Here is a 14,127-nt window from a genome sequence, read left to right as displayed (position 1 = left end):
GTGCCCGATTTTATTGCTGATACAATCGAGAATTCCGTTCCTTTTTTTCTGAAGGCGGAAACGCTTCAAGACAGTCCGGATTCATTACTGATCTATTTCGACCGTTTTGAATATCTTCTTACTGACAGCAGCCACCTTTTTTTTAAAACAGATGAAATTTCCGCATTTGCTTTTCAGCAGTTATCGGCCGGGAATGTAGGTGTCGATTTTCCATTCTCTAACTGGGTGAACAGCGTAATCTTCCTGCTGTTTCTTTTCTGCTTTATGACTTTTGCCTTTGTATTCCGCAGAGAAGGGGTTGCTCTGATGAGTAATTTTAAAAATTTATTAACCCTGGGTAAAATTCCTGCTTCGGTAAGAAAAAATCAGGTGACTACCACTGAGGTGTGGGGTGAGCTATTTATGATTTTGCAGGCTGTACTGCTAATAACAATTATTCTCTTTACTTTTTTATGGGACAGGGGGATATCATCTTTCTCTTCAGCTGGCTATCTTTATAGCTTTGCCGGATTTTTTTTCGGAATATCATTGTTGACCGGACTAAAGTTTTTGATGTACAGGTTTATCAGTACCTTTTTTATGAGAGATGAAATTAAGAGCTGGATTACGAGGTACTCTCGGCTCATTGAACTGTTTGGGCTCATCTTTTTCTTTCCAGCCGTCTTCTATGTCTTCTTGCCTGAGTTCAGATATTTCGTAGGAATCTTTATAATTGTCCTGTTTCTTATCAATCGCATAATCATTGTTCTTGAATTATTAAATATTTTTGTTAAAAATAAAATCGGGTATTTCTATTTTTTTGTGTATCTTTGCGGAACTGAAATTGCGCCCTGCCTGCTGGCCTATAAAGGCGTTGTATCAATAATTAGTATTGCTGGAAATTACATTGTATGAATGCCCGGAAAGTAAAGAAAATACTCATTTCTCAACCCAAGCCAACGACCGAAAAATCCCCCTATTTTGAAATAGCGGACAAGTTTCACGTGGAGATGTCTTTTTTCCCATTTATTAAAGTGGACAGGGTCTCCATGAAGGAGTTTCGTCAGCAACGTATCAACATACTGGATTTTACGGCAATTGTATTCACTGCCAGAACGGCCGTGGACAAATTTTTCTCAATATGTGAGGAGCTAAAGATATCTATGCCTGAAACAATGAAATATTTCTGCATTTCTGAGACAGTTGCTCTCTATCTGCAAAAATATATTGTTTACAGGAAAAGAAAAATATTCTTCAGTCAAACCGGAAAGATTGACGGACTTAGTAACTCCCTTACTAAGCACGCTAAAGAGAAGTTTCTGTTACCTGTGCCCGAGGAGCATAACGATGAGGTTACACTTTTTCTTGATCAAAAGAAAATTAATTATACCAAAAGCGTGATGTACAGAACGGTAAGTAACGAATTTGATGAAAATGAAAAACTCGACTATGATATGATCATTTTCTTCAGTCCGCTTGGAATACAATCATTGGTGACGAATTTTCCCGATTTCAAGCAAGGCGATATGGCCATCGGTTGTTTCGGGAGTGCTACTGCCAAGGCAGTAGAAGATTCAGGGCTGAGGCTCGATTGCGAGGCTCCCCAGCCCGATTACCCTTCAATGACAGCTGCTTTGGAGGCGTTTCTGAAAGAGAATCACAAGAATCACTCCTGATTCTGTAAATAGGAAAACCTGTAAGATGGAAAGGTGATAGTGCGCACTTTTCCATTTTTTTTATGAAAGTGTTACAATTAAATCCAAAAACAGTTATCTTTGTTGATGTAATTGCTTTCGGAGGAATGCTTTTATCTATGGACGTAATTGAGCGATTCAGGTTTACAAAAGGTGAACGTATAACGGGAGAAAGAAGAATTGAAACCCTCTTTGCCCTGGGGCGTTCCTTTATGGCGTACCCGTTCAGGGTGGTATATTTGGAGACGGAGCAATTTGCTCTATCTCCGTTATCGGTACTGGTTAGCATCCCGAAAAAGAGAATAAAGCCTGCAGTACATCGTAACCGTATGAAACGGCTATTTAGGGAGGCATACCGGTTAAATAAACATCTTTTCAATACAGGGCTGCTTAGGGAAAAAGATCATCTTGAGATTGCTTTCATATATGTGAAGGATGACCTTTCCGACTATGCTACTGTTGTGAAAGGTGTGCAGAAAGCTATGAGGGAGTTGAACAATCTATTCGCGGGGGAGGCATCATATTGAAATATTTAAAGAATTTACTGACATGGATCTTGCTTTTGCCTGTCTATTTCTACCGGTCAGTCATCTCACCGCTAAAACCGCCCAGTTGCCGCTATACCCCTACCTGTTCACGGTACACGATAGAAGCATTGAAAAAGCATGGCCCTTTCAAAGGTGCCTACTTGTCTGCAAAACGTATTTTAAGCTGTAACCCATGGGGAGGATGGGGCTATGATCCCGTGCCGGAACCAAAAGTCAAAAAGCACCGTGATGCAACGAAAGCTGAGTAATAATTTTTATGGAATTATACGACGTTCACACTCACCAGATTCTTTTAGAAGATACCGATGACCCGTATCACTCGTGTATCCTTGATGTATATCCACTTGAATTTGAGGTAGCCAAAGAGACTATCGAACGTCATGCATTTTCCTGCGGAATTCATCCATGGTATTCCGAAGAGAGTGAAAATCAGATGACATATCTCAAAGAGATTGCAGGAGACCCCCGCATTATTGCTATTGGAGAAACCGGGCTTGATAAACTTAAAGGCCCCTCATACGAAATTCAGATTCCAGTTTTTAAAGAGCACATTATTCTTTCCGAAAAACTTAAGAAGCCAATTATTATTCACTGCGTGAAGGCATGGGATGAGCTGCTGTCTGTTTTTAATGAAGCCAAACCTTCCCAACCTTGGATACTGCACGGGTATCGCGGGAAACCGGAATTGACGAAGCGACTTGTTCGAGAAGGTTTTTACTTCTCTGTGGGAGACGATATTAATGTGGAGTCTATGGAGATTATTCCAATTGAAAATCTTTTCTGCGAAACTGATGAGGATGTTATGGATATACGTGATGTTTATAATCAGGCAGCACGGGCCATGAATATTGAACTCGTTGAGTTTGCGGGGAAAATCGCACAAAATATTCATCGTGTTTTCCCAACTTTGAGGCCACCAAGGAGTATTGATCCCGAAGAGGTGGAGGATTAATAACTATTTTCTACCGAAGTCAGCCGGAATCTCACCCCACGATCTGGTATTCCATTTCAATATAGGGTTGGTGTAACTATTTGACATCAACCACTTCTCCGCCCGGTTGATAAGATCAAATATAATCTTGTTTTGTTCAGTTTGCACCAACTTAGTATTGCATTTTTTATTGGAAACCCACTTTATTGCATTAATACTGTCGGAATAGACTGGAATATTGTTCTTTCTCTTTTTTAGCAGTGCCAACGCATGCACTATTGCCAGGAATTCACCTACGTTGTTAGTCCCACCTTCCATTGGGCCCACATGGAAGATCTCCACACCATCGGCCACAAAAACACCCCTGTACTCCATCTTGCCGGGATTACCGCTGCAGGCAGCATCTACAGCAATGCTTTCTGATAAAATACTTTCTGTTGTTTTGTATTCAATAATTGGACTTGGTGCCATGACTCTTTTGTGCTTCACGTACTTACGAGGATTTTCGGAAAAAGCTTTTTCAGCCTCCTCCAGAGTGGGAAACGATTTGTAAAGTGCGCCCTCGAAACCTGATACCTGTGCCCTGCACTCTTCCCAGGAAGAGTAAATACCGGGCTTTACGCCTTGCCATACTACGTAGAACTTTTTTTGTGCCATCACTCCCTTCATTTACATCGAGTCCAGTATGTAGGGAGTCAGTTCTTCTTCCAAAAGCGGATTAGCAGGTTTCTCCTCAATTGAGATGATACTGTCCACGATAAATTTGGTGTATCCGCGCCATGGCAGCTTCCCAAAAAACTCTTTATAGTGGAGCTGTACCATCTTGCCGCCCGCCAGCATTAACTCCATGGCAATTTTCTCGTCTTCAACCGAAAATTCAAACTGGTTAGATTGTAAGCCACCAGGCATATCGGCACGGAAGCCCGACTGTATCAGCTTGCCTTCGTAAGTCTTGAAAATAACACCCTTGTAAACCAGATAATTTAGTTCTCCCGATTTCACGCCGGTGCCAAACACATAGTAGAAACGCACGTAAATGAAAATGGCAAGTGACAGGATCACTATTCCAAGAAACCATACAAACAACTTGCGAAATTTTTTCTTTTTTGGTTGTAAATCATCCATATGAAAAGGTTTTACGTTTATGTGGTAAAGATACCTATTTTTTTACTTTTTTAGAGAAATATAGGGACAAAAAACGGTAGAGTCTCTTCAATTTGAGTTATATTTGTTTCCTGTTACTGTAAAGCGTTATTCACCCGTTCTGTTATCCGTTATCTGCATAAAGAGAAGATAACTTGTTTCAGAATCTGTTTTAATAAAGTGTCACTCTTTTCCGGACAACTGAGCAGGGCTAACAACTATTTCATGAGACATACTAAAAAATAAAAAAATCGTATGAAAAGACTTTTTACTATCTTTACTTTATTCTTAATAACCCTGACATTATCGTCACAGAGTGCTTACAAGTTCAACGTAATAAAAGAAAATAAGATTACCCCCATCAAGAATCAGTCAAGTACCGGAACCTGCTGGAGCTTTTCAGGAGTTGGAATGCTTGAGTCTGAGTTAATCCGTATGGGGAAAGGCGAGTTCGACCTCTCAGAGATGTACATCGTTAGAAGGAACTATGAAGACAAGGCACGGAAATATGTACGGCTCCATGGACATATAAATTTTGCAGGCGGAGGGTCGTTTGCCGATGTGGTAGAGACTATCAGCGATTTTGGGATCATACCCGAGGAAGCTTACCCGGGACTCAGCTATGGATCTGAAACGCACGATCATGGCGAAATGGATAAAGTACTTAAGGGATACATGGATGGCGTAATTGCAGCTAAAAGCCTCTCTCCTGTCTGGTTTGATGGATTTGCAGGGATATTGGACTCTTATCTTGGTAAAGTGCCTGAAACTTTCAACTATAAAGGCAAAGAGTATACAGCCCAATCATTTGCCAGTTTTCTGGGATTAAATCAGAACGATTATATCTCCCTCACCTCTTTCACACACCACCCGTTTTATAAACCTTTTGCTATTGAAGTGCCTGACAACTGGCGTTGGGCTTACTCCTACAACCTTCCTGTTGAAGAAATGATGGAGGTTATGGAAAACGCCATAATGAATGGATATACCATTGCCTGGGCATCAGATGTTAGTGAGACCGGATTCTCCCGCGATGGGATAGCCGTTGTGCCCGACGTGAACTCAACAGATAATGCGGGTAGTGACCAGGCAAGATGGACCGGGTTATCGGCCCGTGAACGGGACTTCGATCTAAGGAGTCGAGTAGGCCGGGAGATGTTGGCAGAAAAAGCCGTCACACAGGAGATGCGCCAGTTGTCTTTCGATAACTATCAGACAACTGATGATCATGGAATGCAGATATACGGTATCGCTGAAGATCAAAAAGGAAACAGGTATTACATGGTAAAAAATTCGTGGGGCGAAACCGGTGTTTACAATGGCCTTTGGTATGCTTCAGAGCCATTTGTAAAGTACAAGACCATAAGTATTGTATTGCATAAGGATGCCATCCCGGCAACAATATTAACGAAGCTGGGGTTATAATCTGAAAGGCATACTTAAAATGGAAACAGCAGAACTTTACTCAATATTTCTTAAATATCCCTCTGTAACCACCGATTCACGGTTATGTTCCAAAGGTTCTATCTTTTTCGCGTTAAAAGGAGAACGATTCAATGGAAATCTTTTCGCTGAAGAGGCTTTGGAGGCCGGATGTGCATATGCAGTAGTGGATGAAAAGCCGGAAAAAGAGAACAACCGGATAATTCTGGTTGACAATGTGTTGGAGTCGCTCCAAAAAATGGCTAACTACCACCGTAAAAAACTTAAAATACCCATTATAGGAATTACCGGTACAAATGGCAAGACCACTACAAAGGAACTTATTGCCATTGGATTGTCCAGAGAGTTCAGGGTAGCATACACTCAGGGAAACTTTAATAATCATATTGGTGTACCGCTTACGTTGCTATCAATGAATAAATCGCATGAAATAGGAGTAGTTGAAATGGGGGCTAATCATCCGGGCGACATTCTGGAGTTGTGTGCAATTGCTGAGCCCGATTACGGATTAATCACCAATGTTGGAAAAGCTCATCTAGAGGGATTTGGTTCATTTGACAATCTTGTAAAATCGAAATGTGAGCTTTATGATTTTATTCGCGAACACAACGGTAAGGTATTTGTGAATAAAGACAGTGAGATATTATATAAAAGATCTGAAGGTATGGGGCGAATATTGTATGGGAAGAATGACCTGTCGTTATTTGCTTCCGGTACCATTGCCGATGCAACCCCTTTTCTGGAGTTCGACTGGAATTTTTTCGACAAATCCTACAGGGTTAATACCCGCCTGGTGGGTGAATTCAATTTCGATAACGCAATTGCTGCAGTGGCTGTCTGTAAATTTTTCGGGATCAACGCAGAGCTTATAAGTGCGGCACTTGAAGAGTATGAACCAAAAAACCACAGATCTCAGTTTAAACGTACAGAAAAAAATGATCTGATAATAGATGCTTACAATGCCAACCCCACCAGCATGAAAGCATCGCTGGATTTCTTCACCTCAATACCTTCCATACTGCCTAAAATGGTTATCTTGGGAGAGATGAAAGAGTTGGGCGAGGTGTGTTATGATGAACACCGCAAAATGATGGAGTTTCTTAAAGATCAGCCATATGATAAGATTTATCTTGTAGGGGAACTTTTTAAATATCAGCCGGATAATACATACCGTTTATTTGAAAATGTGGAGGAGCTTATCGATACATTGAAGAATGAATCGGTAGAGGGGTATTATATCCTCCTGAAAGGTTCCCATTCGGTACACCTGGAAAAGGCTATCGGCTTCTTATAAAGTGTACCGTCATCATAATCATCTCTGAAACTGTGCCTATGCGGTACTGTGGCCCCGCAAGCCCGATGCCTGATGTTACATATATATGTGTGTTTCGCTTTCTTTTGTAACCGTGTGGCACCTCAAAAATTATTCGTGTTGAGATATTACCTGGAAACGCCTGCCCATAGTGCGTATGCCCGTATATCGCGATGTCCGCGCCTGCATCAACCTCTTCATCAAGGTTGTCAGGAGTGTGATTCATTACAATCACTGTTTTAGAGATATCCACCTTTTGCTCATTAAGTATGGTATGTAGTGGTTTCCGGTCAGGGACGACCAGGTCTTCACGCCCCAGAACATAAAAAGCACTGTCTATAAGAACAGCTGAATCGCGCAGCATAACGATGCCGGAATTGTTAAGCAGCTTGATTTTCTCCTCGGCATCATATCTATATTCATGGTTTCCCGTGCAGGAGAACACCCCTAATGGTGCGGACAGCCTCGAAAGCTCTTCATCCATCCGTGATTCCAGAACAGGCTTAATGTATGAATCAATAATATCGCCAGTGAACAGAATCAGGTCGGGTTGTTGTGCCATAATCAAGTCCACAAATCGTTTCGCATGTCTGCGGTTAATCATGTATCCCAAATGCAGGTCGCCAATTACTGCAACCCTTATTGAATCAAGTTCTCTTGCCGGTTTGTTCACGTTAACCTCTATTTGTTGTATCACCGGATGCATGAACCGGTATCTGCCGTATGTCATGATACACGAAACAATGAAAACGGTAATAAGAAATGAGAAAATCCTAACCTTCTGTGGTTGCTCTTTCAGTAGCCATGGCTTTCGCAGTTGCTTCTTTCCTATGAGCCAGATTATGTCAACAATCAGCCATAGTCCACCACTATATAAAAGAAACAGCATCCAGCTGCTACCCATTACAAATATAAATTGAATAATGTGGCCGGGAATATTTCGATAAAAAATAAAGCCAGTGGCATAAACCAGCAGTTCTGTTCCAAAAACCGTTGATAGTATAAAGCGTGCCGCCTTTTTCCCTTCAAAGGCATGCCACCCTTTTAGGAAAACCAATATGTTTAGTGTCAGGTGAATGATTAAAGAGTATATGAGTGTCCTCATATTTTGGCAGTTTTGACATTGACCTTAAAAACAGAATAACAGCTATTTTTGTTTACTTTATTATTGAGATTTTTTTTATACTATTATCATACCTTTTAATACTTCGTTAAAACATCACTTATAATGCTGACAATAAATATGTTACTTTAAGCCTTCGAAAACAACATACTCTATTGAAATTCAGCGAAATATAAGAATTATTTTAAAAAAATACCGAGCTGTCAACTATTAACTGAATTATTCTCCTTTATACTTCTTCTATTGTTCATTTTAAATATCTGATTTTATATATCCATTTTCTGTCAGGCAATCGACTGCTTATTTCTAAGTGAGGTTGCTAATAGCTTGTTTGGGTAGAGAGGCCCATGCTCTTGCAGCGTTACAGATTTATAAATAAGGAGACCCATAAAGGCACTGAAAAATCGATTATTATACCGTGAAAAAGAGCAATAACAATATATTCCTCTCCTGAATACTTTGTAATTACAGGAAGTGTTGTGTCCATTGTTGTGGCGCCACCTGCCGAGATAGGTGCCAACTTCCCGAAATATTTCACCATAATTGGGGCCAGTATTAGTACGCTGAATTCACGCATAATATTTGCCAGTAATGCAACTGTTCCCAACTCAGCCCCTCTGAACTCTGTGATAATAATACTCGAGAGTGAATAGTAGGCAAAACCAGCGCCTACGCTAAGGCAGTCGGTAACACTTCTGTCAGGTATTAACAGGCTTACAATTATTACTCCGGCAAAAGTACCAACAGTGGTGGCTATTGGAATAAGTGAGATTTGCCATCCATGCCTTTTCAGGGCGGTGAACATATTTTTGCCTGAGCCAATCTGAATACCTACAAGAAAAAGTAACAGATAAAGTACCCACTCAGAGATATTGCTTTCACTCAATGCTTCAGGTATTAATCCCAGCACTGAAAGCACAACACCGGTAATAAAAAGAAGAAGGTATATAAGGGATTGTCTCATCGCTCTTATTTAATTTCAACTGTTCTCGCTATAAGGCAAATTTGTGTTTGACTTGTCGGAAAAAGAAGGGCTAATACTTGTGTTATTTTTGTTTTTATCCTTCGAGCATTTGTCAAAAAATCTTTTATAGACCCATTTCGCACATAACAGGCTGCCCACTGTTCCCCCAACAGTCAATAAAAATGCATCGAGTCCGATAGCGGAAAAATTATTTAATACCTCTTCATTTTTCCCTACCGATACACCCAGAAAAAAGAGCAAGAGCATTATTACCACACTTAATAGCATTCCGGTATGTTTCACAAAGACTCTGTTCCTGACAATATATCCTGCCAGAATACCGGATACTATGCAAAGGATAATTTTAATCATTGAGCTATTTTTATTAAATAGTATTTTTTGACTTTCGTTCTTCTTTTTGAACTCTGTTATATTGTTTGATTTTCGTTCTGCTTTTGCTCGCGACAATAAAATCCGAATGAATTAATCTTCTGCACATCACTAAACGAAAAAGTTGCTCGCCTTGGCAAAGCTCAAGCAAGCTTGGCCCTTGCTCTTTTGACCCAACTCAAATAGTGAGTCCCCTCCGATAAGTCTTTTTTGCTGAAAATTCCACAAAAACGCCATTGATATTCAGCGAGATGCGACCTTCTGAAATCGGGTTTTGGGGTTTTCGGAGCAGACTCAATAGTGCAACAAAAGTATGAAAAAGAATCGAGGTGAAAAAAATATAACTTTTAACTGCAATATAGTGCCCACCTGAAAAGTTATTTAATAATAAAGCGACTTTTGAATATCAGCTGGTTAAGTATTCAAAACTCTTATTTTTGACATTCCAAAGATGACTCAATGAAATATTAATCACAGAATGACAAAATAGCTTATCAATTTGAATATTTGCAGGAATTATGCAAAAAATAAGGGAAAAGAGTCGTAATCATAAAAAAAGTGATATATTTGTGATATCAAAATAACATCATTTTAAATATTTAATTTATGGAAACAAATGAATTCAAATTTAAAGGTTTTAAAACCAATGGCTTCCTGATGCTTTTTTTATTGCTTGTTCTGTTGGCAGCTACCATGTGGATTTTCTTTCAAGGCGTTTGGGGAATTTTTGCAGGTATTTTTATGATTGTTGTATGGGTTATCCTCATGTTTGGCTTTACAAAGCTTGAGCCGAATGAAGCTATTGTGATGATTTTCTTCGGAAAATATAAAGGTGTACTTAAAGAGACCGGATTCTTTTGGGTAAATCCGTTCATGACTAGGAAAAAGCTATCTATGAGGGCCCGTAACTTAAACGTTGAGCCAATTAAAGTGAACGATAAAGTAGGAAATCCGGTGCTGATTGGATTGGTGCTTGTTTGGAAATTGAGGGATACTTACAAAGCTATGTTTGAGATTGATGCACAAACTATGGCATCGAAGATGGGGAAAGATGGAGCAGTTACTTACACTGTAAGTAAGCAGATGGACGCATTTGAGAATTTTGTCGCTGTGCAGAGTGATGCTGCTTTGCGTCAGGTTGCCGGGCAATATGCTTACGACAACAATGTTGCCACCGGTAACGAAATTACATTGCGATCGGGTGGTGAAGAGATAAACAATGACCTGCTGAAAGAGCTCAACAGCCGCCTCGATATGGCCGGGATAGAGATCGTTGAAGCACGTATCAATTATCTGGCCTATGCACCCGAGATTGCAGCTGTGATGCTTCGTCGCCAGCAGGCTGAAGCAATTATTTCGGCTCGCGAAAAGATAGTTGAAGGTGCTGTTACTATGGTTAAGATGGCGCTCGACAGAATTGAGGATGAGAGTATTGTTGAACTTGATAGTGATAAAAAGGCTGCTATGGTGAGTAACCTGCTTGTGGTACTTTGCGCCGATGAGTCGGCTCAACCTGTATTAAACACGGGCACGTTGTATCAGTAAGACAAGGGCTGCGAGGAGGAAAGGAGAAATGGTGCATAACATATATGGATGTATGGATTTGCAGTTTAAACTGAAAAATTGTTCGAAGTTGTTGATTGCTAAACAGCATCCATATCATTTGAAAGAGATATCAGCAAAACCCGGCAAGATGGAGAGAGAAGGAAAATGACTGGAAAAGGAAAAACGACTAGAAATTTCGCCTTGCGATTAGATCCGGAAACCATGGAGGCTATTGAGAAATGGGCTGCCGACGAATTTCGCAGTGTGAATGGGCAGATTCAATGGATACTTGATCAGGCACTCAAAAAGAGCGGACGCTTGAAATCGGAATGATTATTTTTGGGGAGGCTGTGTTAGATATATGTAACAATGCCTCCATCAGCCAATTCCCAGGCAAAGTACTTTGTCTGGGACTGTGTTAAATATATGTAACAGTAACCTGTCTTCTCTGGAATTCGCGAATATATATGTACTTTTAATGCTTTAAATTCCAAAATCTATAAAAACCCGCAATGAAACTATTTCAGATTTTAGTTCTATTCTGTGTCATATCAATGAGTATGACTGCTCAAAATGTCACCGTAAAAGGTAAACTGGTTTCGGCTGATGACAAGGCCGGACTGCCATATGTTACCATCTCGGTTGCACGTGAGTCTAATCCGGCCAATACAGTAAAAAGGCTGGCAACACAAGAGAACGGTACCTTCTCCACTGCGCTAACCCCCGGAAAATACATATTTATTTTCCATTTTGTTGGGATGAACGGCCTGAAGAAACTTGTTGAAGTATCCACTTCTCAGAATCCGCTAGACCTGGGAGAGATTGCAATGGACGAGAGCTCAATTGAACTCGAAGAGGTGAGCGTGACCGCTCAAAAGCCTTTGGTGAAGGTTGAGATAGATAAGCTGACCTACAGTGCAAAGGACGATCCTGAATCATCAACCTCAAACGTACTAGACCTGTTACGTAAAGTACCGCTTGTTACAGTGGACGGTGAAGATGAAATTCAGTTGAAAGGTTCAAGCAACTTTAAAATATATCTGAACGGAAAACCATCAAATATGATTTCAGGTAACCCATCGCAGGTACTGAAGAGTATGCCTGCCAACAGCGTAAAGGATATAGAAGTGATTACGGATCCAGGTGTTAAGTATGATGCAGAAGGGGTTGGAGGCATTATCAACATTGTTACCGATAAGCGTGTCGATGACGGCTATTCCGGATCTGTTGGAGCTAACGGCGACACCTTTGGTGGATATGGCGGTAATGCTTACCTTGCTACCAGGTATGGTAAGTTCGGTTTCACCGGCAATTCCGGCTATTATTATCATAAACGTCCCGAGTCGGAGTCGGGTTTCATGCGGGAAGAATATACTCCGAATCCACAAAATACCCTCACCCTCAACGGTACCAATAAAAGCGATGGAGGCGGGCTCTTCCTGAACGGATCAATCAGTTTTGAACCGGATACGTTAAATCTCTTCAACCTGTCGGCCTCCCGCTTTGGAGGAAAATTCAATTCGCTAAACCTGCAGGAAGCTCTTTCCGCAGGTGCCCGGTCCTATAGCTATAAAACACGCAATGAGAGTATGAATCAGTTTGGCGGGATGAACCTGTCGGCCGACTACCAGCGTAGTTTCAAAAAGAAGGGTGAGATGCTCACCGCCTCATACCGGTTCGAGAATAATCCCAACGACAGTGAATATGAAAGTACATATGATGATGTGACGGGTTCGTTTTATTACCTTGATGGACATCGGATAAAAAGTGCAAATGATGCCGGTGGAAGCGAACACACAGGCCAGATGGACTATGTGAATCCGTTGAACGGAAAACATAGTGTGGAAGCGGGATTAAAGTATATTTACAGAGATAACTCAAGTTGGACCGATCATACCTTCTTTGATGTGAATGAGGGTACCTGGAAGCCCGATCCGGACCGAAAAAACGATCTGGAGCATACCCAGAATATCACCTCCGGATATGCCGGCTATGGTTATAAAACGGGTAAAATTGGAATGAAGCTTGGATTGCGCGCTGAAAATACTGAACAGAATATCCACTTCATGAGTAACAACCTGGATACGATTATACAAACCGGTTTTTTCGATCTGGTCCCCTCCGCCACACTTTCCTACCAGCTCGGAATGACAAACACATTACGCGGGGGCTATAACATGCGTATCTCCCGTCCCGGAATATGGTACCTGAATCCCTATGTCAACGATGTGGACCCCAACAATATCAGTTATGGAAATCCCAGACTCGATGCGGAGCAGCAGCACAATTTCAACATAAACTATGGCTCCTTTTCACAAAAGTTGAACTTCAATGTCACGCTCAGTTACGCTTTCGCAAAAAATGCCGTTACCGGTTACAGCTTTGTGCAGAATGGGGTAACCCACAATACGTACGCCAACATCGGGCGAAACCATACAGTAGGAACGAATGTATACGTGAGCTGGACGCCAACCCAGATGATTCGCACCTATCTGAATGGAGGTCTGAATTATACCGATATCCAAAGCACAGAAAACAGTGAATTGAAGAACAGTGGTTTCTCAGGACGTGCATTTGGCGGATTGACCTTTACCTTTCCCGGGGATTTCAGGGTGGGTGCCAATGGTGGTTTGTTTTTGAACCGTATTCAGTTGCAGACGGTACAGTCGGCTTTCTATTTTTACTCTTTTAGTCTTCAAAAAAGCATTTTGGAGAAAAAACTTGACCTGGCCCTTAACATACAAAATCTATTTTCAAAATACAGGGCATTTACCTCCACCACCACTGGTGTGGGGTTTACCCAGAAGAGCGAGTTCATGAACCCAATGCGAAATTTCCGGATTAGTGTGACATATCGGTTTGGCGACTTGAAAACATCCATGAAAAAGGTGCAGCGCAGCATCAGCAACGAAGATGTGATGCAGGGAGAGGGTAACACGCAGCAAGGAACAAGTACAGCCCCCACGGGAAATTGATTTTGCATTGATACTTTTTTCTGTTATTTTTGGTGTTAATTGATATTTGGCTATGAGATTTTCATATTGAAAATTTTATT

General features: G+C 41.1%; 15 protein-coding genes. 10 read left to right on the top strand and 5 right to left on the bottom strand.

The window, feature by feature from the left end:
* The 5 genes from KDN43_RS00990 to KDN43_RS00970 all read left to right on the top strand — a co-directional run bounded on the left by KDN43_RS00990 (window position 1) and on the right by KDN43_RS00970 (window position 3,173).
* Window positions 1–894, top strand: a complete 894-nt coding sequence (locus KDN43_RS00990; protein ID WP_238867845.1) for a DUF4271 domain-containing protein — start codon at window positions 1–3, stop codon at window positions 892–894.
* Window positions 891–1,655, top strand: a complete 765-nt coding sequence (locus KDN43_RS00985) for a uroporphyrinogen-III synthase (protein WP_238867844.1) — start codon at window positions 891–893, stop codon at window positions 1,653–1,655. Before KDN43_RS00990 ends, KDN43_RS00985 begins: the two co-directional genes overlap by 4 nt.
* Before the next feature lie 62 nt (window positions 1,656–1,717).
* Complete coding sequence (locus tag KDN43_RS00980) at window positions 1,718–2,200, top strand: ribonuclease P protein component (RefSeq protein WP_238867843.1); 483 nt, start codon at window positions 1,718–1,720, stop codon at window positions 2,198–2,200.
* Window positions 2,197–2,469, top strand: coding sequence for a membrane protein insertion efficiency factor YidD (gene yidD, locus KDN43_RS00975; RefSeq protein WP_238867842.1), 273 nt, complete (start codon window positions 2,197–2,199; stop codon window positions 2,467–2,469). Before KDN43_RS00980 ends, yidD begins: the two co-directional genes overlap by 4 nt.
* A gap of 8 nt (window positions 2,470–2,477) precedes the next feature.
* Complete coding sequence (locus tag KDN43_RS00970) at window positions 2,478–3,173, top strand: TatD family hydrolase (protein ID WP_238867841.1); 696 nt, start codon at window positions 2,478–2,480, stop codon at window positions 3,171–3,173.
* Between the two features lie 3 nt (window positions 3,174–3,176).
* On the opposite strand, the gene KDN43_RS00965 is transcribed toward KDN43_RS00970, so the two are convergent.
* Window positions 3,177–3,809, bottom strand: a complete 633-nt coding sequence (locus tag KDN43_RS00965; protein WP_238867840.1) for a ribonuclease H1 domain-containing protein — start codon at window positions 3,807–3,809, stop codon at window positions 3,177–3,179.
* Between the two features lie 12 nt (window positions 3,810–3,821).
* On the bottom strand, window positions 3,822–4,277 hold the full coding sequence (locus KDN43_RS00960) for a hypothetical protein (protein ID WP_238867839.1): 456 nt from the start codon (window positions 4,275–4,277) through the stop codon (window positions 3,822–3,824).
* 273 nt (window positions 4,278–4,550) lie between these two features.
* On the opposite strand from KDN43_RS00960, the gene KDN43_RS00955 reads away from it, so the two are divergent.
* Together KDN43_RS00955 and KDN43_RS00950 are read left to right on the top strand one after the other, a co-directional pair.
* Window positions 4,551–5,720, top strand: a complete 1,170-nt coding sequence (locus KDN43_RS00955) for a C1 family peptidase (protein ID WP_238867838.1) — start codon at window positions 4,551–4,553, stop codon at window positions 5,718–5,720.
* Between the two features lie 19 nt (window positions 5,721–5,739).
* A complete protein-coding gene (locus tag KDN43_RS00950; RefSeq protein ID WP_238867837.1) occupies window positions 5,740–7,032 on the top strand; it encodes a UDP-N-acetylmuramoyl-tripeptide--D-alanyl-D-alanine ligase in 1,293 nt (430 codons plus the stop codon).
* Here the strand turns inward: KDN43_RS00950 and KDN43_RS00945 are convergent.
* The 3 genes from KDN43_RS00945 to KDN43_RS00935 all read right to left on the bottom strand — a co-directional run bounded on the left by KDN43_RS00945 (window position 7,016) and on the right by KDN43_RS00935 (window position 9,509).
* The gene (locus tag KDN43_RS00945) at window positions 7,016–8,155 is read right to left on the bottom strand and encodes a metallophosphoesterase (protein WP_238867836.1); all 1,140 of its coding nucleotides are present in this window, start codon (window positions 8,153–8,155) and stop codon (window positions 7,016–7,018) included. The two genes, KDN43_RS00950 and KDN43_RS00945, sit on opposite strands and share 17 nt — an antisense overlap.
* A gap of 379 nt (window positions 8,156–8,534) precedes the next feature.
* Window positions 8,535–9,137, bottom strand: a complete 603-nt coding sequence (locus tag KDN43_RS00940; RefSeq protein ID WP_238867835.1) for a lysine exporter LysO family protein — start codon at window positions 9,135–9,137, stop codon at window positions 8,535–8,537.
* A gap of 15 nt (window positions 9,138–9,152) precedes the next feature.
* A complete protein-coding gene (locus KDN43_RS00935; RefSeq protein WP_238867834.1) occupies window positions 9,153–9,509 on the bottom strand; it encodes a LysO family transporter in 357 nt (118 codons plus the stop codon).
* 624 nt (window positions 9,510–10,133) lie between these two features.
* On the opposite strand from KDN43_RS00935, the gene KDN43_RS00930 reads away from it, so the two are divergent.
* The 3 genes from KDN43_RS00930 (at window position 10,134) to KDN43_RS00920 (ending at window position 14,047) form a co-directional block, all read left to right on the top strand.
* Window positions 10,134–11,072 (top strand): SPFH domain-containing protein, encoded by a 939-nt coding sequence (locus KDN43_RS00930; RefSeq protein WP_238867833.1) that lies wholly within the window; start codon window positions 10,134–10,136, stop codon window positions 11,070–11,072.
* Between the two features lie 165 nt (window positions 11,073–11,237).
* On the top strand, window positions 11,238–11,405 hold the full coding sequence (locus KDN43_RS00925; protein WP_238867832.1) for an Arc family DNA-binding protein: 168 nt from the start codon (window positions 11,238–11,240) through the stop codon (window positions 11,403–11,405).
* A gap of 179 nt (window positions 11,406–11,584) precedes the next feature.
* The gene (locus KDN43_RS00920; RefSeq protein WP_238867831.1) at window positions 11,585–14,047 is read left to right on the top strand and encodes an outer membrane beta-barrel protein; all 2,463 of its coding nucleotides are present in this window, start codon (window positions 11,585–11,587) and stop codon (window positions 14,045–14,047) included.
* Window positions 14,048–14,127: the final 80 nt, after the last annotated feature.

The sequence above is a fragment of the Proteiniphilum propionicum genome, from assembly GCF_022267555.1.
Classification (GTDB): Bacteria; Bacteroidota; Bacteroidia; order Bacteroidales; family Dysgonomonadaceae; genus Proteiniphilum; species Proteiniphilum propionicum.
The sequence above is the reverse complement of the archived record's forward strand: the minus strand, read 5'-3'. Positions and strand labels throughout refer to the sequence as shown.

Bases quoted from the DNA above. Each gene is read 5' to 3' on its own strand.
- KDN43_RS00920 (WP_238867831.1), top strand. From the start codon at position 11,585: ATGAAACTATTTCAGATTTTAGTTCTATTCTGTGTCATATCAATGAGT.
- KDN43_RS00930 (WP_238867833.1), top strand. From the start codon at position 10,134: ATGGAAACAAATGAATTCAAATTTAAAGGTTTTAAAACCAATGGCTTC.
- KDN43_RS00965 (WP_238867840.1), bottom strand. From the start codon at position 3,809: ATGGCACAAAAAAAGTTCTACGTAGTATGGCAAGGCGTAAAGCCCGGT.
- KDN43_RS00955 (WP_238867838.1), top strand. From the start codon at position 4,551: ATGAAAAGACTTTTTACTATCTTTACTTTATTCTTAATAACCCTGACA.
- KDN43_RS00945 (WP_238867836.1), bottom strand. From the start codon at position 8,155: ATGAGGACACTCATATACTCTTTAATCATTCACCTGACACTAAACATA.
- KDN43_RS00925 (WP_238867832.1), top strand. From the start codon at position 11,238: ATGACTGGAAAAGGAAAAACGACTAGAAATTTCGCCTTGCGATTAGAT.
- KDN43_RS00980 (WP_238867843.1), top strand. From the start codon at position 1,718: ATGAAAGTGTTACAATTAAATCCAAAAACAGTTATCTTTGTTGATGTA.
- KDN43_RS00935 (WP_238867834.1), bottom strand. From the start codon at position 9,509: ATGATTAAAATTATCCTTTGCATAGTATCCGGTATTCTGGCAGGATAT.
- KDN43_RS00970 (WP_238867841.1), top strand. From the start codon at position 2,478: ATGGAATTATACGACGTTCACACTCACCAGATTCTTTTAGAAGATACC.
- KDN43_RS00960 (WP_238867839.1), bottom strand. From the start codon at position 4,277: ATGGATGATTTACAACCAAAAAAGAAAAAATTTCGCAAGTTGTTTGTA.
- KDN43_RS00940 (WP_238867835.1), bottom strand. From the start codon at position 9,137: ATGAGACAATCCCTTATATACCTTCTTCTTTTTATTACCGGTGTTGTG.
- KDN43_RS00950 (WP_238867837.1), top strand. From the start codon at position 5,740: ATGGAAACAGCAGAACTTTACTCAATATTTCTTAAATATCCCTCTGTA.
- KDN43_RS00985 (WP_238867844.1), top strand. From the start codon at position 891: ATGAATGCCCGGAAAGTAAAGAAAATACTCATTTCTCAACCCAAGCCA.